This is a genomic window from Pandoraea vervacti, from assembly GCF_000934605.2.
Classification (GTDB): Bacteria; Pseudomonadota; Gammaproteobacteria; order Burkholderiales; family Burkholderiaceae; genus Pandoraea; species Pandoraea vervacti.
On sequence record NZ_CP010897.2, the window covers coordinates 5,511,084 to 5,529,787 of the forward strand.

Sequence of the window (18,704 nt, forward strand, 5' to 3'; positions counted from 1 at the left end):
TCAGGCCGTGTGCGCGCTCATCGCGCTCACGCCGTGCGCCATCTCACCACCGCGATCACCGCCGATATCGCCGATCCCCGACGGTCCCGTCTCGCGAATCGCCAATGGCCAGTGTGTTACCTGCGCGGCCAATTGACGATACGCCACTGCCGCCGGCGCCATCGGGAAGGCATCGACCACCGTGCGCGTCAGTTGCCGCGCCCGCATGACCTGACGATCCGACGGCACATGACCCGCCAGCTCCAGCGACACCGCCAGATAACGGCTCGCCGTCGTGGCAAGATTGCGGCACACCACACGTGCCTCCATATCCTCTGCCCGGTTCACGACCACCCGGAACTGGGCCAGCGCATATTCGAAATGCGCCTGCTTGATCCACGAGTACGCCCCCGTAATCGTCGCCGGCTCGCGACCCAGCACGACCAGCACGTCGTGCGCATGGGCTGCCAACGGACTCAACACGCCACCCGCATGCGTGCAGTCGACGATCACGACGTCGGGCTCGCCCGCCGTCAACAACGGCAACGAACGCTGCGGATCGATCCGCTCGGGATGGCGATGCGCCACCGGCACCAGCACCACGTTCTCGCGTGTTTGCACACGCACCATGTCAGACGAAACGCGCCCGGCAATCACGTCGTGAATGTCGCCGCGCAGCGGCAGGCCGAGCGCCGGCGCCGCATGGCCGCTCTCGTCGGCCAGCACGACATCCTGACCCTGATGGGCCAGCGCACTGGCAAGATTCAGGGCAACACTCGTCTGACCGGCTTCAGGCGCACTCCCCACCACCGCGACGATACGCGTGGTATGGCGCGCCACCAGTCGGCGCAGTCCTTCCGCTTGATCGAGTACGAGTTTAACCAAAGCAGGCCTCGCCTGAAGGTTGAGCGGGCGCGAACAGCCCGCTGTAGTTGGGATCGACCCCGCGCACCACGGCCGGCAAATCTTCCTCGGATGGCACGAACGGCGACCCCGTCACCGGCGCAGACAGCGCCGTGTCGATCAGGAATTGCCGGTCCGCCACGTGCAGATTCTCCGGCACGCGCTGTCCCGTGGAAACGTAATGCACCGGCAGACGGTGGCGAATCACCGTATCGAGCACCGACCCGAGATTGGTCGTCTCGTCGAGTTTCGTCAGAATACATCCGGCCAGATCGCCACCGCCCTCGGCGCTGGCACTGCGGTAGGCATGCACCACTTCATTGAGCGTGTCGCCATGGCTAGTCGCGTTGAGCAACAGCAAACGCTGCACCGGTGTCTCGGCGCCACACAGCATCGCGACCTGCTCCGGCACCGTGCGATCGCGCTGGCTCATGCCGACCGTGTCGATGAGCACCATGTGCTTGTTGCGCAGCTCCGTGAGCGCCAGACGCAGGTCCGTCGCATCCTTCACCGCGTGCACCGTGACCCCGAGAATCTTGCCGTAGATGCGCAATTGTTCATGACCGCCAATACGATAGCTGTCGGTCGTGAGCAACGCGAGCTTCTCCGCGCCATGACGCATCACGCAACGCGCTGCGAGCTTGGCCGTAGTGGTCGTCTTGCCCACGCCGGTCGGGCCCATGAGGGCGTACACGCCGCCGCGATCCATCAGTTCGTCTTCGTTCGGCATGATGGGCAGGTTGCGCTTGAGCGCACTCCTGACCCAGTCGAGTCCGCTGTCACGGTCGCTGCCCTCGGGCAGATGTTCGAGCAACGCGCGACCCAGTTGCGCCGAGAAGCCCGCCGCGAGCAACGTGCGCAGGATTTCGCCCTGCGCGGGAGAACGACGCTGCTTGTCGTTCCACACCAGCCCTGCCACCTGCTCTTCGAGCAATCCGCGCATGCTTTGCAGCTCGCCCATCATCGACTGTGCGAATGCGCTTGCCGCCGCCATGTCGTTGGCGGCCGTCGTCTGCGCAGCCGCCGTCGGCACCGCTGTCGGCACGGTGGCGGCGGGACGAGGGCGCGGACGGTGCGTCGGCATGTCGCCGCCGGCGAGCGCATCGAGATCCTCTTCCGCCAACGCCACGATTTCGACGCCGTTGGCGACCGAACGGTTGGACAACACGACCGCATCGGGTCCGATTTCCTCGCGAATCTGGCGCAGTGCATCGCGGCACGTGCCCGCAAAGAATTTCCGAATCTTCACGCTTGACCTCCGATGAGTGCCGTCATTTTCACGTTACGGGTATCTGGCACTTCCGCATACGACAAAACCTTGAGCTGCGGCAGGCTGCGGCGCAGGAAGCGCGAGAGCAGCGAACGCAGCGGATGTTGAACCAGCAATACCGCCGGCAAGCCCTGGCGCTCCTGACGCGCCACCGCTGCCTGGGTTTCACGCAACAACGTGTCCGCGAGGCCCGGCTCCAGACCGGTGCCGCCGCCGGCGGACAACGCCTGCGTAAGAATTCTTTCGAGATTGGCGTCGAGCCCCACCACCTCCAGATCGCCACTGCCCGGGAACACGCTCTGCGTGATGGCCCGACCGAGCGACAGGCGCACCAGCGCCGTGAGATCGTACGGATCCTGCACGCGCGCGCCATGCTCGGCGATGGTGTCGATGATGGTACGCATGTCGCGAATCGGCACCTGCTCTTCGAGCAGGTTCTGCAGCACCTTCTGCAAGGTGGTGAGCGCGACGGTCTTCGGCACGAGGTCTTCGATGAGCTTCGGCGCGTCCTTGCCGATGCGCTCGATGAGCTGCTGCACTTCCTGACGCCCGAGCAACTCGTGCGCGTGGGCGTTGATCAGGTGATTCAGGTGGGTCGCCACCACCGTGCCCGCATCGACCACCGTGTAACCGTAAGCCTGCGCCTGATCGCGCTGGCCCACGTCGATCCACGTTGCGGGCAGCCCGAACGCCGGGTCGCGCGTCGGCGTGCCTTGCAACGGCGCACTCACCTGCCCCGGGTCGATCGCCAGCAATTGGCCCGGATACGCCTCGCCCTCGCCGATGATCACGCCCTTGAGCGTGATGCGATATTGATTGGGTCGGAGCTCCAGATTGTCGCGAATGTGCACCACTGGCGCGAGGAAGCCGATTTCCTGTGCGAATTTCTTCCGGATGCCCTTGATACGCTTGAGCAGCTCGCCGTCCTGATTGCGGTCGACCAGCGGGATCAGGCGGTAGCCGACTTCCAGTCCGAGCGGGTCGACCAGCGCCACGTCGTCCCACGACGCTTCGGCCACTTCGGCGGGCGCGGCTGCGGCGACCGGCGTGGGGCGCACCGCCTGCACCTTGGCGGCGGCGGCCTTCCGGAACTGCCAACGGGCCAGCGCGCCCAGGCCCAGCGCGAGCACCAGGAAGGCGAAATGCGGCATGCCGGGAATCAGACCCATGAGGCCGAGAATCGCGGCGGTAATGCCGAGCACTTGCGGGTTGCTGAACAGTTGCGAGACGACTTGCTGGCCGACGTCTTCGTCCGTCGCCACCCGCGAGACGACCACACCGGCGGCCGTCGAGATCACCAGCGCCGGAATTTGCGCCACCAGCCCGTCACCGATGGTCAGCAGCGTGTAGTTCTTGGCGGCCGTGCCGAGGTCCAGATTGTGCTGGACCACCCCGACGATCAGCCCGCCGATGATGTTGATCAGCATGATCAGCAGGCCCGCGACGGCGTCGCCGCGCACGAACTTCGAGGCGCCGTCCATCGACCCGTAGAAGTCGGCTTCCTGGGCGATCACGGCGCGGCGCTTACGCGCCTCCTCTTCACCGATGAGACCGGCGTTCAGGTCGGCGTCGATGGCCATCTGCTTGCCGGGCATGGCGTCGAGCGTAAAACGCGCCCCCACTTCGGCGATACGGCCGGCGCCCTTCGTGATCACCATGAAGTTGATGACCACGAGGATGATGAACACCACGATACCGACGGCGTAGTTGCCGCCCACCAGGAAGTGCCCGAAGGCCTCGATCACCTTGCCTGCGGCGTCCGGGCCGGTGTGCCCTTCGAGCAGGACCACACGGGTGGAGGCGACGTTCAGCGACAGGCGCAACAGCGTGGAGAACAGCAGCACGCTCGGGAACGCCGCGAAGTCGAGCGGCTTTTGCGTGTACATGCTCACGAGCAGCACCATCACGGCCAGCGCAATGTTGAACGTGAACAACAGATCCAGGATGAACGGCGGCAGCGGAAGGATCATCATGCCCAGAATCATGATGATCAGCACCGGCGCGGCGAGCGACTTCAGATTGCCCCCAAGGAGCATCTGCGAGGTGCGCAGCAGCTGGTTCGCGCGTGGGTTCAGGTTCATTCGTTACACTCGTTTCGGCCCGAGGCGCCTGGGCGCATCGAGCTCGGCCGGCACCGGGAGATCCGACGGGGTCATCGGCTCGACGCCGCCCTCGGTACGCCAGCGGCGAAGCTGGAAGACCCACGCCAGCACTTCGGCCACGGCCGTGTACAACGTAGCCGGGATTTCATGCCCGATTTCCACGTGACGGTGCAGCGCGCGTGCAAGCGGCGGGGCCTCGAGAATGGGAATGCGATGCTCCGCCGCCATCTCACGGATACGCTGCGCGACCAGATCGGTGCCCTTGGCGAGCACACGCGGCGCGCGCATGTTGTCCTTGTATTCGAGGGCGACGGCAAAGTGCGTCGGGTTCGTCACGATCACATCGGCCTTGGGCACGTCCTGCATCATGCGACGGCGCGCCGCCTGACGCTGCAACTGACGAATGTGCGCCTTGACGTGCGGATCGCCCTCGGTTTCCTTATTTTCCTGACGCACTTCCTCCTTGGTCATGCGCAGCTTCTTGTAGTGTTGCCAGAGCTGGAACGGGATGTCGATGGCCGCGACCAGCAACAGCGACGCCACAATGAACGCGCAGCACACCACGATCATCTCGCCGACGTACGGCAACGCCGCGCGCGGCGGCTGAGTCATCAACCCCATCACGGCGTCTTTGTCGCGCGCAATGGCCCAGTAGGCCACCGCCCCCACGAGCACCGTCTTGGCAACCGCCTTGACCAGCTCGATCAGGCCCTGCGTCGAGAACATGCGGCCCAGCCCCTTGAGCGGGTTCAGGCGGCCGAAGTTGGGCGCGAGCGACTTGGTCGTGAACAGCCACCCGCCGAGCGCCATGGGCGCGACGATCGCGGCGATCACCAGCACACCGAACAACGGGGCGACGACCATGAGCGCGTCGGCGCCCGAATGCGCGGCGTAGGAGAGCATGCGATGCGTATCGAGCGCCGTGCCCGGCTCGAACTGCATGCCGTGGCGCATCAACTGAGCAAAGCCTTGCGAGATACGGTCGGCCGTCATCCACATGCCGGCCACGCCTGCAGCCAGCAAAGCGAACGTCGAAAGCTCGCGCGAACGCGCGACCTGACCCTCCTCGCGCGCCTTTTCAAGGCGCCGGGGGGTCGGTGATTCCGACTTTTCGAGATCGCTTTCCTCAGCCATGCCCTATCCACAGCGGGCGGACGAACCCACCCTATCGCGACCGATTATGGCCGTAACCGTCAAGTCACAAAGGGGGGAATAGAGGCGGGATTGGGCGGTAATTCATGACAGCGTGCGCCGCCAGGCCGTGGCCGTGGGGAAAAGCCCTCGCCGAACGGCACACCGCCAGCCGACATTCGCAGCTGGCGGCGGGAAAACAGCGGCGTCGCACGGACGCTGCGCGACTCGGCCAGACGTCAGAAACCGAGGCTCGCGAGCAGGTCGTCGACCTGTCCCTGATCGGCCACGATATCGGTGCGGCCTTCCTTGTTGATCTGCGGCCCATTGAGCAGGGAATCTTCGGCTTCCTTGCGCTTTTCGGGCGGGATGTTCTCGAGCAGCGTCTGGAGCAGATGCTTCTCGATCTCCTGCACCACATCCATGACCTTCTTGATGACCTGACCGGTCAGATCCTGGAAGTCCTGCGCCATCATGATTTCCATCAGATGGTTGTTGGTCGCGCGGGTATCGTCCGGCACGCGGCGCAGGTAAGTGCGGGTCTCGGTGACGAGCTGGCGCGCGTCTTCGAGTTCGAGCGGCTGGTCGAACCACTTGGCCCAGCGCGCATCGAGGGCGGTGGCGTCCGCTTCGAGACGATCCTGAATCGGCTTGGCCAGTTCAATGGCCGTCAATGCCCGCACCGCCGCCTGTTCGGTCATGGTAGCGACGTAGTTCAGGCGATCGCGCGCATCCGGAATGGCGGTGGCGGCCTGTTCCAGTTGCTTGTCCAGACCGAGTTCGCGCAAGTTGTCGCGCAACATGCGGGTCAACTGCCCGATGCGCATGAGCATGCGCTCTGCAGGATCCGCCTCGCCGGTCACATAAGCGCCGTTGGGCTCATCCGGCCATTCCGTGCTCGACTCGTGGGTCACGTTCAGGCCCCCGTTTTTTCCATTTTCTCGAAAATCTTGCCCAGCTTCTCATCGAGGGTCGCGGCCGTGAACGGCTTGACCACATACCCGCTCGCACCGGCCTGAGCGGCGGCGATGATGTTCTCCTTCTTGGCTTCGGCCGTCACCATCAGCACCGGCAGGTGCTTCAGGTTCGGATCGGCACGAATCTGCTGGAGCATCGTCAGACCGTCCATGTTCGGCATGTTCCAGTCGGACACCACGAACTCGAAACTGCCGCCGCGCAGCTTGGCCAGCGCCGCCGCTCCGTCTTCCGCTTCGTCCACATTGGAGAAACCCAGCTCCTTGAGCAGATTTCGCACAATGCGGCGCATCGTCGGAAAATCGTCGACGACGAGGAATTTCATGTTCTTATCAACCATCATCACTCCAATTCTGCCGGCCCCCCGCAGGGGGCCGACGCTATTCAGGGGCAAATTCCGCCGTCACTCAGTGCCCTGAGTGTGGACGCAAACCGTCGCGGACCATACGGCGAAAAAACGCCAAAAACCGAACTATACCCGTTGCGTGCGTTCGCCGAATTTCGCGACCTGATGAAGCACTTTTCGGGCCATCTCGTGCAACGGCACCACTTCCTCAGCGCCGCCCATCGCAATGGCCTCGCGCGGCATGCCGAACACGATGCAGCTCGCCTCGTCCTGGGCGAACGTGTGCGCCCCCGCACGGCGCATCTCGACCAGACCCGCCGCACCGTCGCGGCCCATGCCCGTGAGGATCACGCCAATGGCGTTGCGTCCGGCGTGCACGGCTGCGGAGCGAAACAATACATCGACCGACGGCCGATGTCGATTCACGGGCGGCGCGGGATCGAGCACCGCCACGTAGTTCGCGCCACTGCGCGAGAGCTGCAAGTGGGTGTCGCCGCCCGGCGCAATGTAGGCGTGCCCCGGCAACACGCGCTCACCATGCTCGGCTTCCTTGACCGTAATGCGGCAAAGCCCGTTCAGGCGTTGCGCAAACGATTTGGTGAAGCCCGCCGGCATGTGCTGCGTAATCAGAATGGCCGGCGCGTCCGGCGGCATCGGCACGAGCACTTCGCGAATCGCTTCGGTGCCGCCCGTGGAAGCCCCGATGATGATCAGCTTTTCCGTCGACACGAGCGGGTTGCGCAGCATCGGCGCGGCTTCGACCGGTGCTGGCGCGGCGCTCTTGGGCGGGGCGCTGCGCACCCGGGCGCGTGCAGCCGCCCGAATCTTGTCGGCGATCATCTCGCCATATTCGAGCATGCCGTCCCGAATCCCCAGGCGCGGCTTCGTCACGAAGTCGACCGCGCCGAGTTCTAGCGCACGCATCGTGACTTCCGAGCCGCGCTCGGTCAGCGACGACACCATGAGCACCGGCATCGGACGCAGACGCATGAGCTTCTCGAGGAAGTCCAGCCCGTCCATGCGCGGCATTTCGACGTCCAGCGTGAGCACGTCGGGGTTGTGTTGCTTGATCAGGTCGCGCGCCACGAGCGGGTCGGGTGCGGTCGCCACTACGGTCATGTCCGGATGCGCATTGATGATCTCGGTCATCAGGCTGCGCACGAGTGCGGAATCGTCCACGCACAGGACTTTGATTGGTTCGCTCAAGCCTCCTCCATTTTTCGGTTGTCAGGCCCCGGCCGAGGCTTGGCATTTCTGGCCGGTGGCGCAAAGAGTTCTACGGAGCCCCGTACTTCGCGTGCGCGCAAACGCTGCGCGTACGCCTGTTCCCGCTGAACGATGGCCGGATCTCCCCGGTCGCCCAGCTTCTTGACCATCACCCGCCCGGTGCGCGGTAAAAAGCACACCTTGCGCGGATGCGGTCCGAGCAGATCCTGCGCCGTCACGCGAATCTGCTCCATCTCGAGATAACGCAACACGAAGTTCGCGTTGCGATCGCCGATATTCAGTGTGGTCATGCCCGCGAGCACCGCGCCGCCGCCGAAGACCTTCGCCTCCAGACGCTCGCGACGCGCGCCGAGCTTGATCAGCTCGTTGATGAGCATTTCCATCGCATAGGCGCCGTAGCGCATGGACGCCGAGAGTAGCCGATCGCGCTCACTCTCGCCATCGTCGGGCAGCATGAAGTGGTTCATGCCGCCGATGCCGGTCACGTTGTCGCGCACGCAGGCGGCAACGCACGAGCCGAGTACCGTCACGAGCATGATGTCTTCGGTCGTGACGAAATACTCGGACGGCAGCAGCTTCACCGCCTGCGTGTTGAACGCATTGTCGAAGTAGTGATTCGTGGCCAGCGCTTCGGCCAGTGGCTGTGTCATGTCACGCTCCCCGCGCACCGGCACTGGCCAGTTCGTACACGGTCTGCCCGCGCAGCCGGAATGCCCGGCTCACATAGGTGAAGTTCTCCGAGTGACCGGCGAACAGCAGGCCATCCGGTTTGAGCAAGGGGACGAAACGCTCCAGAATGCGCGCCTGCGTGGCCTTGTCGAAATAGATCATCACGTTGCGACAGAAGATGACGTCGAACGGGCCGCCGATCTGCCACGACGGCGCGAGCAGGTTCAGCGGCTCGAACGTGACCAGTTGCTGCAGCTCGGGCCTCACCTTGATCTTCCCCGAGTTGGCGCCCGTGCCGCGCAGGAAGTGCTTGCGCAGTTGTTCCTGTGTGAGCTTGCCGGTCTGTTCGCCGTTGTAGACGGCGGCCGACGCGCGCGCGAGCACCTGGGTGTCGACGTCGGTCGCCAGCACCGTGGCATTGGGCCGCGAGCCGAGTGTGTCGACGAGCGTCATCGCTATCGAATAGGGCTCTTCGCCGGTCGATGCGGCACAGCACCAGACCGAGATCGGTTTGGCGCGATGGCGCACGAAGTCGGCAAGCAACGGGAAATGATGCGACTCGCGGAAGAACGACGTGAGGTTCGTCGTCAGCGCGTTGGTGAACGACTCCCATTCGCTGTCGCCGGTGTCGGCTTCGAGCATGTCGAGGTATTCGGTGAAGCTCGTCATGCCAAGCGCACGAAGGCGGCGCGCGATGCGGCTGTACACCATCTCGCGCTTGTGTTCGGCCAGCGCGATGCCCGCACGCTGATAGATCAGGTTGCGAATGCGGCCGAAGTCGGCCAGCGAGAAGGCAAAGTCGCGCTCGCCGGAGAGGGCGGCTCCGCTTGCGCGCGCGAAATCCGCGCTGCGCGAGCCAGCGTCGCCGTCGGAGCCCGAGGCTCCGCGACGCGTCAGATGCGAGGTGTTGCGCGAATCAGTCATGGTTTCTCACTTTGTCACGGCGCACATTGCCTGCCGATCCCCATTCCACTACTCAACTGCCGACATCCCAACTGCCAGACCCATTGCCGAACGTGCTGCCGGGCTCATGCCGCGCGCGCGAGCGGCTGCGGCGTCGGCTCGCGACGCGTGGCCGGCACTGCGCTCGGGTTGCCAATCGTTCCCGCCTCGCCCGTCTGGAACACCGACACCGCAGCGCGCAACTCATGCGCCTGCGACTCCAGCGCGCCTGCGGCTGCGGCCGCTTCTTCCACCAGCGCCGCGTTCTGCTGCGTGACTTCGTCCATCTGCGTAACAGCGCGGTTGACCTGCTCGATGCCGCTCGACTGCTCGGCAGACGCCGCCGAGATCTCGCCCATGATGTCCGTCACGCGCTTCACGGCCTGCACGATTTCGTCCATCGTCTGTCGCTGACGCGCCACCAGTGCCGTGCCGTCCTGCACGCGGCGCGACGAATCTTCGATGAGCGCCTTGATTTCCTTGGCGGCCGCCGCACTGCGTTGCGCCAGCGTGCGCACCTCGCCGGCGACCACGGCGAAGCCGCGGCCCTGCTCGCCGGCACGCGCGGCTTCGACCGCAGCGTTCAGGGCGAGGATGTTCGTCTGGAAAGCGATGCCGTCGATCACGCCGATGATGTCGACGATCTTGGTCGAACTGGCCGAAATGCCGTCCATGGTCTCGCCCACCTGCCCCGATACCTCGCCACCCCGCGTGGCGATCTCGGACGCATTCACGGCAAGCTGACTGGCCTGACGCGCGTTATCCGCGTTCTGGCGCACGGTCGCCGTGAGCTGCTCCATCGACGAGGCCGTCTCTTCGAGCGACGCCGCCTGCTGTTCGGTGCGCGCCGACAAATCGGTATTCCCCGCTGCGATTTCATGGGCAGCCGTGGTGATGGACTCGGTGCCCTGACGAATTTGCGAGATGGTCCCGGCCAGCGTGTGCTGCATGCGCTGCATGGCATACAGCAGGCTGTGCGTGTCGCCGGGCGCGAGATTCACCGGGCTGTGCAAGTCGCCGCTGGCGATGCGATGGGCGATGTCGGAGGCGTACCCCGGCTCGCCGCCAAGGCTGCGCTGAACGTTGCGGATGATCATGAGCATAGCGACCGTCACCACGCCGCCGACGAGCAGCAATGCAATGCCGATGCGCACGAGCGAGGCGTAGAAGGCGTCGTCGACGTCCTGCACATAGACGCCGCTCATCATGCCCCAGTCCCACGGGGCGAAGTACTTCACGTACGAGACCTTTGCCAGACGCTTGTCGCTGCCAGGCACACGCCCGTAGTAGTCGACGAAGCCCGATCCCTGGTCCTTGACCACGCGGGCCATTTCGACAAAGTGCGCCTTGCCGGTCGGGTCCTTGTAGGTGGAGACGTCCTTGTTCACCAGATCGGCAAGCGTGGGGTGCATGAGCACGAACGGCCGGGTGTCGAAGATGACGACATAGCCGTTGTCGCCGTAGCGCATGGCCTTCAGGCGCGCCATGGCCTGCTGCTTTGCTTCGTCGACGCCGATCTTGCCGGCGGCAGCCTGGGCTGCATAGTCGCGCACGATGCCGTCCGCGCTGCTCACGACATTCTCCACTGCCGCGCGCCGCTCCGACATCATCGTGCCGCGCTCGTGCCAGGCAGCCCATCCGCCGAGGATCAACAGTCCCAGCCACATCAGCGCAAGCGCCGACCAGAGTTTTGCCTTGAGACTCAACTGCTTCATGACGTGGGCCCTCCACCACCTGCCGTACGCGGCGTTGTCATGAGAGACAGTGTGCGCGACGACTTTTGTCTTACCGATTGTTGCGACTTGCCGACACGCGGCCCTGAATTCCCGGCGGTAAAGCTTTCGCCGGGAAAGGCGCGTGCTCCGTTCCTGTAGGTTGCTGCCGTACTGCTATCGCGAGCGGTCGCGGTGCTCGTGTCGAGCGCGCCACCCGCGCGTCATGCGTCCTGCTTCATTTCCGACGCACGCTCAAAACGTTTCCCAATCACCATTCGCGTCGTCGGTGCCGGTGCGCGAAGCGGCCGGTGCCGTGGCGGCCGGTGCGGGCTTGCGTAACGCCGCTGCGCTCGCTGCAGATGCTGCAGGCGCTGCGGGCGTCGATGCCTTCGGCGCCGCAGCGGGGGCCGACGCGGACGGTGAAGCCGTGCGCTTTGCGACGGCCGGACGTGCCGCTGGCACTGCTGCCAGCGCAGGCGCCGCGTACCCTGCGGCAGCCTGACTGGCCTCTACGCGGAACACCGAGACGGTCGACTTCAGACGGTTGGCCTGCTCTTCGAGCGAACCGGCCGCGGCCGCCGCTTCTTCGACCAGCGCCGCGTTCTGCTGCGTGACTTCGTCCATCTGCGTGATCGCGCGGTTGACCTGCTCGATGCCGCTCGACTGCTCGGCCGATGCCGCCGAGATCTCGCCCATGATGTCCGTCACACGCTTTACCGCCTGTACGATTTCGTTCATCGTGTGGCCTTGCTGCGCCACGAGCGCCGTGCCGTCCTGCACACGGCGCGACGAGTCTTCGATCAACGCCTTGATTTCCTTGGCGGCCGCCGCACTGCGCTGTGCCAACGTACGCACTTCGCCCGCCACCACCGCGAAGCCGCGACCCTGTTCACCGGCACGCGCGGCTTCCACTGCAGCGTTCAGCGCGAGAATGTTCGTCTGGAAGGCAATACCGTCGATCACGCTGATGATGTCGACGATCTTGTTCGAACTCGTCGAAATACCGTCCATCGTTTCGCCGACCTGGCTCGACACCTGGCCGCCGCGCGTGGCGATTTCCGAGGCGTTCACGGCAAGCTGGCTGGCCTGACGCGCGTTGTCCGCGTTCTGGCGCACGGTCGCCGTGAGCTGCTCCATCGACGACGCGGTTTCTTCCAGCGACGCGGCCTGCTGTTCCGTACGCGCCGACAGATCGGTGTTGCCTGCGGCAATCTGTTGCGCGGCCGACGTAATCGACTCGGTACCCGAGCGCACTTCGGCGACGGTACGCACCAGACTGTCCTGCATGTGCTTCACGCCCTTGAACAGGCGACCGGTCTCGGTGTCGTTCCACACGTCGATGCGCGCAGTGAGGTCGCCGCCGGCAATCTTCTCGAAGTGCTTGATGGCGTCGTTGATCGGGCCGACGATGGCGCGCGTGAGCGTGATCTGCGTGACGATGCCGATGAGCAGGCCAAGCGCCAAACCGACGCCAACCATCCACATCACCATCGTGTAGCGTGCCTGCGCCGCCAGGTACCGTTCTTCGGCGTTCTTCACCTGCAAGTCCGCCAGCGCCGTCATCGCCTTCGTGTAGTCGGCGAACAGCCGCGGCACATCCATCACCGTCTTGGCGTGGAAGTCGGGAATGTCGCCCGATTCGATCGCCTTGAGAGCGGGCAGAATGCCGTCGTTCGAGACCTTACTGCGCGCCGCAATCACCGCATCGGCCAGCGCTTTCTCGCCGTCGTTCATCGGCAAGGCGGCGTAGCTGGCCCACGAGTCGTCGGCCTTTTTCAGGTTGTTACGAACGCTGTCGATGGCCGACTTGATTTCGGTCGGATCGGCGATGAACTCGATACGCGACAGCGTCACGCGCGCGGCCTGCGTCGAAATCGTGGTCTGGGCGAGAAAGCGCGCCGAGGCCATGTCGTTGGTGTAAATCTCCTGCAACGACGCATTGCTCTGGCGCAACGAAACGAGCCCCACGGCAGCGCCGATCACCAGCAGCACCATGAAGAGTCCAAGCGCCAGCGTGAGCCGCGCCCGGATGGTGACATTCTTGAACATAACGACCTCTACCCCGTGAAGACCGGCACGCGGCCGGTATAGCCATCACAACAATCTCGACGCTGACGCGACGTTGACTCGACGTTGATTCGACGTGAATCGCACGCTCGCCATCGGCGATTCGTTAAAACTCTTCCCAGTCGCCCGGGTCACTGGTTTTGGCGCCCGCCGTGGTTCCCGCCGGTTCGCCAGTCGGCGCCTTGCCACGACGCGCCGCAAGTTGCAGCACCCGGGCGTCTTCCTGAGCGCTCGGCGCCGCCGCCGGCGCACCTGTCTGCGGGCGACGTGTCGCCGTGCGCGTGGCGCCCCCTGCGGCAGCACGCGCCGGTGCGACGCCCGCCGTCGCGGCTTGCGCCGTCGGTGTCGCCGTCATCGACGCCTGCGCGGCATGCGCGGCACTCGCCGTCGCCATCGTGGACTTCGCAGCTGCCTGACGCACGGCCATCGTGTTCTGCTGAGCGTGTGCCTGACGGGCGTTCGGTGCGCCCGCGGCCTGGAACGCGTCGCCGACACGGAAGACGGAGACCGCGTCGCGCAGGCGATGGGCCTGATCTTCCAGCGAGCCGGCGGCAGCGGCCGCTTCTTCCACCAGCGCCGCGTTCTGCTGCGTGACCTCGTCCATCTGCGTAACAGCGCGGTTGACCTGCTCGATGCCGCTCGACTGCTCGGCAGACGCCGCCGAGATCTCGCCCATGATGTCGGTCACGCGCTGCACGGCCTGCACGATCTCGTCCATCGTCTTGCCGGCCTGCGCCACAAGCGCGGAGCCGTTTTCGACACGACCGACGGAGTCTTCGATGAGGACCTTGATTTCCTTCGCAGCGGCCGCGCTGCGCTGCGCCAGCGTGCGCACCTCGCCTGCGACCACGGCAAAGCCACGGCCCTGTTCGCCTGCGCGCGCGGCTTCCACGGCGGCGTTCAGCGCGAGAATGTTCGTCTGGAACGCAATGCCTTCAATCACGCTGATGATGTCGACGATCTTGTGCGAACTCGTCGAAATACCCTGCATCGTGTCGACCACGTTGCCCACGACCTGACCGCCGCGCGCCGCGATCTCCGAGGCGTTCACGGCCAGCACGCTCGCCTGCTTGGCGTTGTCGGCGTTCTGCTTGACGGTCGCCGTCAACTCTTCCATCGACGAGGCGGTCTGTTCGAGCGACGCGGCCTGTTGCTCGGTGCGCGCCGACAGATCGGTATTGCCTGCGGCGATTTCACGCGAGGCGATGTTGATCGATTCAATGCCTTCGCGCACATCGGAGACGATGGACAGCAGGCTGTTCTTCATCACCGTGAGGCCGAAGAGCAGCTGGCCGATTTCGTCGCGACCGGTGCCTTCGGCCTTGCCGGTCAGGTCGCCCGCCGCGATCTGCTTGGACATGGCGAGCGCCACGCGAAGCGGATGGTTGATGGCGCGGCGCAGAATGCTGCCCAGCAGGAACAGCACCACGATGCCGCCGAGCACCGCCGCGACGGTGGCGGCACGCACGATCGTGTGCTCCTTCTGCGACTGCTGATATAGCTCGGTGGCCTGCGTGAGTTCGAGGCGCGTGAGCGCATTGAGCTCGTCACGCATCGGGCCGTAGGCCGGCTTCACTTTTTCGAGGTACGTCTGCTGTGCGCCCTCGGCGGAGCCCACACGCAGCATCTCGACCGTCTTTTGCAGACCGTCGGCCGTGAAACGCTGACGGATCACGTCGAACCGCTCGGCTTGCGCGCGCGTGTTCGCGTCGACCGTCTTCATGTATTCCGCCCACTGGCGGTTGATCTCGTCGAGGCTGCCCGCGATTTCGTCACCCGCCCGCTTCATCGCGTCGAGGTTGGGACTGCCCACGGCTTCGGCGACGAGCAGCACGTCGCGGTCGAGCTTCTGGCCGATGACACCCAGCGTGCTCACCGGCACCATGCCGTTCTGATAGACCTGCAACAGCTTGGTATTGCTGCTCGACACGCCCCACAGACCGAGTCCGCCGACGATGGCGAGCAGGATCGCGCCGAGCACGATGATGCCCGTGAGTCGCGCACGCAGGGTGTCCAGACGCATGCGACGCGCCAGCGACGCAATGCCGCCGCGCTCGACCTGACCGCCGCGAATGCGCAGGTTGCCCGCCTGTCCGTTACGCAAGCGCGCGTAGATTTCCTCGGCCTGGGCCGTGGCGCCGGCAGCCGGACGCACGCGCACCGACGTGTAGCCCACCACGGCATTGTTCTCGAGCGTCGGCGTGACGGTGGCGAGCACCCAGTAGAAGTCGCCGTTCTTGCGGCGGTTCTTGACCAGTCCGGTCCATGTGTCGCCGCGCTTGATCGTCTCCCACAGATCGCCGAACGCCTCGGACGGCATGTCCGGATGGCGAACGATGTTGTGCGGCGCCCCCAGCAGTTCGTCACGCGAATAGCCGCTCACCTCCACGAAGGCGGGATTGGCATACGTGATCCGACCCTTCAGATCCGTCCGAGAGATCAGGTACTGATGCTCGCCGATGACGAATTCGTTCTGGGTAACGGGCTGGTTATCGCGCACGTGCTCGGTCTCCGTGGACTGGGGTGGATGGGTTATGGTCTGTTAGCGACGCGGCGGATGTCCCGGCCCGCCGTCTTGCGTCATGGCGTCAAGTCGTCGGATCAGCTCGCCAGACGCTCGATGAGCGCCATGTCGGCGCTGGTCATCAGCTTCTCGATGTCCATCAGGATCAGCATGCGGCCTTCGACCGTGCCCAGACCCGTGATGTACTCGGTGGCCAGTTGTGCGCCGAATTCGGGGGCCGGCTTGATTTCGCCGCGCGCGAGCGTGAGCACGTCCGACACGCCATCGACCACCATGCCGACCACGCGACCCGCCACGTTCAGAATGATCACGACCGTCTGCGTGTCGTACTCGACGCGGCCCAGACGGAACTTGATGCGCATGTCCACGATGGGCACGATGATGCCGCGCAGGTTGATCACGCCCTTGATGAAGTCGGGCGCGTTGGCGATGCGCGTGACGGCGTCGTAGCCGCGAATTTCCTGCACCTTCAGAATGTCGATGCCGTATTCCTCTTCACCCAGCGTGAAGACGAGAAATTCCTGACCGTCGCCATCGGTCTGCATGGCGCCTGCGTGGCGCGACACGGCCTGCTCTTGCGAAAGGTTGTCCATCTAAGGCGTCTCCGACTTCAGTTGAAGATGGTGGCAGCGGCCGAGCGCTGGCCGCGCTGGAGCGCCGCCACATCGACGATCAATGCCACACTGCCGTCACCCATGATGGTGGCGGCGGAAATACCGTGAATACGGCGGTAATTGGTTTCGAGGTTCTTCACCACGACCTGCTGCTGACCGACCAGCTCGTCGACGAGCAACGCGAAACGACGGCCTTCGGCCTGAAGGATCACGATGATGCCCTGCGTCGGGTCGAGACGTGCGTCGGGTACGTCGAAGGCGCGATACAACTCCACGAGCGGCAGGTACTCGCCGCGCACCAGCACGACCTGCCCCTCGCCGGTCACGGCGCGAATGTCGTCGCGACGCGGTTGCAGCGACTCCATCACGAAGTTCAGCGGCAGAATGAAGATCTCCGGGCCGACCTTGACGGACATGCCGTCGAGAATCGCGAGCGTGAGCGGGAGCACGATACGGATCGTGGTGCCCTTGCCGCGCGTGGACAGAATCTCCACGTGGCCACCCATTTGCTGGATGTTTCGCTTCACGACGTCCATGCCCACGCCGCGGCCCGACACATCGGTCACGGCTTCGGCGGTCGAGAAGCCCGGTGCGAAGATCAGTTGCCAGACTTCCTCGTCCGGCATCGAGTCGGACACGTTCATGCCTTGCTGCAGCGCCTTGGCGAGAATTTTCTCGCGACGCAGGCCGGCGCCGTCGTCGCTCACCTCGATGACGATGTTTCCGCCCTGATGGGCCGCTGACAGTACCAGCTGGCCGACCGGATCCTTGCCCGACGCCACGCGCAGTTCGGTGGTTTCGATGCCGTGGTCGAGACTGTTGCGCACCAGGTGCGTGAGCGGATCGATGATGCGCTCGATCAGGCTCTTGTCGAGTTCGGTCGCCTGGCCGAACGTCACGAGTTCGATCTGCTTGCCCAGCTTGGTCGCGAGGTCGCGCACCAGACGCGGGAAGCGCGAGAAGACGTAGTCCATCGGCATCATGCGAATGGACATCACGGCTTCTTGCAGATCGCGCGCGTTGCGCTCTAGCTGGCCCATGCCGTTGAACAGGCGATCGTGCAGCATCGGATCGAGGCTGCTCGCGGTCTGTGCGAGCATGGCCTGCGTAATCACCAGTTCGCCCACGAGGTTGATGAGCTGGTCGACCTTTTCCACGCCCACGCGAATCGAACTGTTCTCGTGTCCGGCTGCGCCACCGGCTGCCGGGGCGGCGGCGCGCTTCTCGGGCGGATGATGCGCGCCGTTGCCGTTACCGCTACCGGCGGCCGCTGGCGGTGCAGCAGGCGGCACGACGATCGGCTCGGCCGCAGGCGGCGGCGCGACGACCTCGGGCGCGGGCGCTGCCGCGGCGGGGACTTCGATCGGCGCGGAGGCGGTCGCTACCGTTGCTGCGGCCGCTACGGCTGGTTCAGCCGGTTCAGCTGGTGCAGCGAAAATTTCAGCGCTTTGCGCGGGCGCCGACACCGGCGCGGGTTCCGGGGCCGCGGCAGCGGACGCCGCCGCTGCCGACGCATCCTGCACGTCGATCTGCGACGGTTCGATGACGAAGCAGCACACGGCGAGAATGTCGTCCGCGCCGCACGTGGTGTCGAGCCACAGGTGCAGGACGTCGCCCACGGATTGACGACCGGCGACGGTCCCGAGGTTGCCCAGTTCTTCCGCGAGCAACGCCTGATCCTTTTCGCCGACGCCGGTGAGCGTGACCTTCAGGCGCGTCTGGCCCGGGGGCACGGCGCCGCTCGGCGCACCGCTGGCGTCCGTTGCCGAATCGGGGGCGGCGGTGGAAGCGGCCGGAGCGGCGGGTGCCGCCGGCGCGGCGGCCGACGCCGCCGGTGCCGGTGGGGCGGAAGCCGGGGCGCCGTCGCTTTCTGCGGCAAGTTGCTGGAGCACGGCGCAGATGCGCTTCATCGCCTCGGCGTCGGGTTCACTGGAGGCGCGGTAGGCATTCAACTGTTGATGCAACACGTCTTTGGTTTCCAGGAAGGTATCGACCATCTCGGTGCGCAACTGCAATTCGCCGCGACGCGCGCGATCGAGCAGGTTCTCCAGCAGGTGCGTGGTCTCGGTGAGCGCGGTGAAGCCGAACGTCGCGGCGCCGCCCTTGATCGAATGGGCAGCCCGGAAGATCGCGTTCAGTTGCTCGTTATCGGGCGCGCTGACGTCGAGCGCCAGCAGGAGATGCTCCATCTCTGCGAGCAACTCTTCCGCTTCATCGAAAAAGGTCTGGTAGAACTGGGT

14 protein-coding genes are annotated in these 18,704 nt (G+C 65.2%); all 14 read right to left on the reverse strand.

The window, feature by feature from the left end:
- Entirely contained in the window at positions 1 to 864 is an 864-nt protein-coding gene (locus tag UC34_RS24070) for a MinD/ParA family ATP-binding protein (protein ID WP_052811226.1), read from the reverse strand.
- Positions 857 to 2,131 (reverse strand): flagellar biosynthesis protein FlhF, encoded by a 1,275-nt coding sequence (gene flhF / locus UC34_RS24075; RefSeq protein WP_044457474.1) that lies wholly within the window; start codon positions 2,129 to 2,131, stop codon positions 857 to 859. Before flhF ends, UC34_RS24070 begins: the two co-directional genes overlap by 8 nt.
- Positions 2,128 to 4,188, reverse strand: coding sequence for a flagellar biosynthesis protein FlhA (gene flhA / locus UC34_RS24080; protein ID WP_418303955.1), 2,061 nt, complete (start codon positions 4,186 to 4,188; stop codon positions 2,128 to 2,130). The genes flhF and flhA overlap by 4 nt, the downstream gene beginning before the upstream one ends.
- A 48-nt stretch (positions 4,189 to 4,236) precedes the next feature.
- Positions 4,237 to 5,388: a flagellar biosynthesis protein FlhB gene (gene flhB, locus UC34_RS24085; protein WP_044457476.1), complete on the reverse strand. Its 1,152-nt coding sequence runs from the start codon at positions 5,386 to 5,388 to the stop codon at positions 4,237 to 4,239.
- A gap of 236 nt (positions 5,389 to 5,624) precedes the next feature.
- On the reverse strand, positions 5,625 to 6,218 hold the full coding sequence (gene cheZ / locus UC34_RS24090; RefSeq protein WP_044458630.1) for a protein phosphatase CheZ: 594 nt from the start codon (positions 6,216 to 6,218) through the stop codon (positions 5,625 to 5,627).
- Between the two features lie 83 nt (positions 6,219 to 6,301).
- A complete protein-coding gene (cheY, locus tag UC34_RS24095; RefSeq protein ID WP_044457477.1) occupies positions 6,302 to 6,700 on the reverse strand; it encodes a chemotaxis response regulator CheY in 399 nt (132 codons plus the stop codon).
- Positions 6,701 to 6,832: 132 nt separating this feature from the next.
- Complete coding sequence (locus tag UC34_RS24100; RefSeq protein ID WP_044458631.1) at positions 6,833 to 7,855, reverse strand: protein-glutamate methylesterase/protein-glutamine glutaminase; 1,023 nt, start codon at positions 7,853 to 7,855, stop codon at positions 6,833 to 6,835.
- 53 nt (positions 7,856 to 7,908) lie between these two features.
- A complete protein-coding gene (gene cheD / locus UC34_RS24105) occupies positions 7,909 to 8,583 on the reverse strand; it encodes a chemoreceptor glutamine deamidase CheD (protein ID WP_044458632.1) in 675 nt (224 codons plus the stop codon).
- A 1-nt stretch (position 8,584) separates the two neighbouring features.
- Positions 8,585 to 9,526, reverse strand: a complete 942-nt coding sequence (locus tag UC34_RS24110; RefSeq protein WP_157123290.1) for a CheR family methyltransferase — start codon at positions 9,524 to 9,526, stop codon at positions 8,585 to 8,587.
- Between the two features lie 104 nt (positions 9,527 to 9,630).
- Positions 9,631 to 11,259, reverse strand: coding sequence for a methyl-accepting chemotaxis protein (locus UC34_RS24115; RefSeq protein WP_044457478.1), 1,629 nt, complete (start codon positions 11,257 to 11,259; stop codon positions 9,631 to 9,633).
- Positions 11,260 to 11,511: 252 nt separating this feature from the next.
- The gene (locus UC34_RS26070; protein ID WP_044457479.1) at positions 11,512 to 13,308 is read right to left on the reverse strand and encodes a methyl-accepting chemotaxis protein; all 1,797 of its coding nucleotides are present in this window, start codon (positions 13,306 to 13,308) and stop codon (positions 11,512 to 11,514) included.
- A gap of 124 nt (positions 13,309 to 13,432) precedes the next feature.
- On the reverse strand, positions 13,433 to 15,826 hold the full coding sequence (locus UC34_RS26075) for a methyl-accepting chemotaxis protein (protein ID WP_052811228.1): 2,394 nt from the start codon (positions 15,824 to 15,826) through the stop codon (positions 13,433 to 13,435).
- Between the two features lie 101 nt (positions 15,827 to 15,927).
- The gene (locus tag UC34_RS24130) at positions 15,928 to 16,443 is read right to left on the reverse strand and encodes a chemotaxis protein CheW (RefSeq protein ID WP_044457480.1); all 516 of its coding nucleotides are present in this window, start codon (positions 16,441 to 16,443) and stop codon (positions 15,928 to 15,930) included.
- A 17-nt stretch (positions 16,444 to 16,460) separates the two neighbouring features.
- A complete protein-coding gene (gene cheA, locus UC34_RS24135) occupies positions 16,461 to 18,653 on the reverse strand; it encodes a chemotaxis protein CheA (RefSeq protein ID WP_237165366.1) in 2,193 nt (730 codons plus the stop codon).
- Positions 18,654 to 18,704 lie beyond the last annotated feature (51 nt).

What these genes read in the sequence shown, in the direction of transcription:
- flhA (WP_418303955.1), bottom strand. Translation starts at nt 4,188, where the DNA reads ATGCTCCTTGGGGGCAATCTGAAGTCGCTCGCCGCGCCGGTGCTGATC.
- flhB (WP_044457476.1), bottom strand. Translation starts at nt 5,388, where the DNA reads ATGGCTGAGGAAAGCGATCTCGAAAAGTCGGAATCACCGACCCCCCGG.
- cheZ (WP_044458630.1), bottom strand. Translation starts at nt 6,218, where the DNA reads ATGCTCATGCGCATCGGGCAGTTGACCCGCATGTTGCGCGACAACTTG.
- cheY (WP_044457477.1), bottom strand. Translation starts at nt 6,700, where the DNA reads ATGGTTGATAAGAACATGAAATTCCTCGTCGTCGACGATTTTCCGACG.
- UC34_RS24100 (WP_044458631.1), bottom strand. Translation starts at nt 7,855, where the DNA reads ATGACCGAGATCATCAATGCGCATCCGGACATGACCGTAGTGGCGACC.
- cheD (WP_044458632.1), bottom strand. Translation starts at nt 8,583, where the DNA reads ATGACACAGCCACTGGCCGAAGCGCTGGCCACGAATCACTACTTCGAC.
- UC34_RS24110 (WP_157123290.1), bottom strand. Translation starts at nt 9,526, where the DNA reads ATGACTGATTCGCGCAACACCTCGCATCTGACGCGTCGCGGAGCCTCG.
- UC34_RS24115 (WP_044457478.1), bottom strand. Translation starts at nt 11,259, where the DNA reads ATGAAGCAGTTGAGTCTCAAGGCAAAACTCTGGTCGGCGCTTGCGCTG.
- UC34_RS26070 (WP_044457479.1), bottom strand. Translation starts at nt 13,308, where the DNA reads ATGTTCAAGAATGTCACCATCCGGGCGCGGCTCACGCTGGCGCTTGGA.
- UC34_RS24130 (WP_044457480.1), bottom strand. Translation starts at nt 16,443, where the DNA reads ATGGACAACCTTTCGCAAGAGCAGGCCGTGTCGCGCCACGCAGGCGCC.
- cheA (WP_237165366.1), bottom strand. Translation starts at nt 18,653, where the DNA reads ATGGAGCATCTCCTGCTGGCGCTCGACGTCAGCGCGCCCGATAACGAG.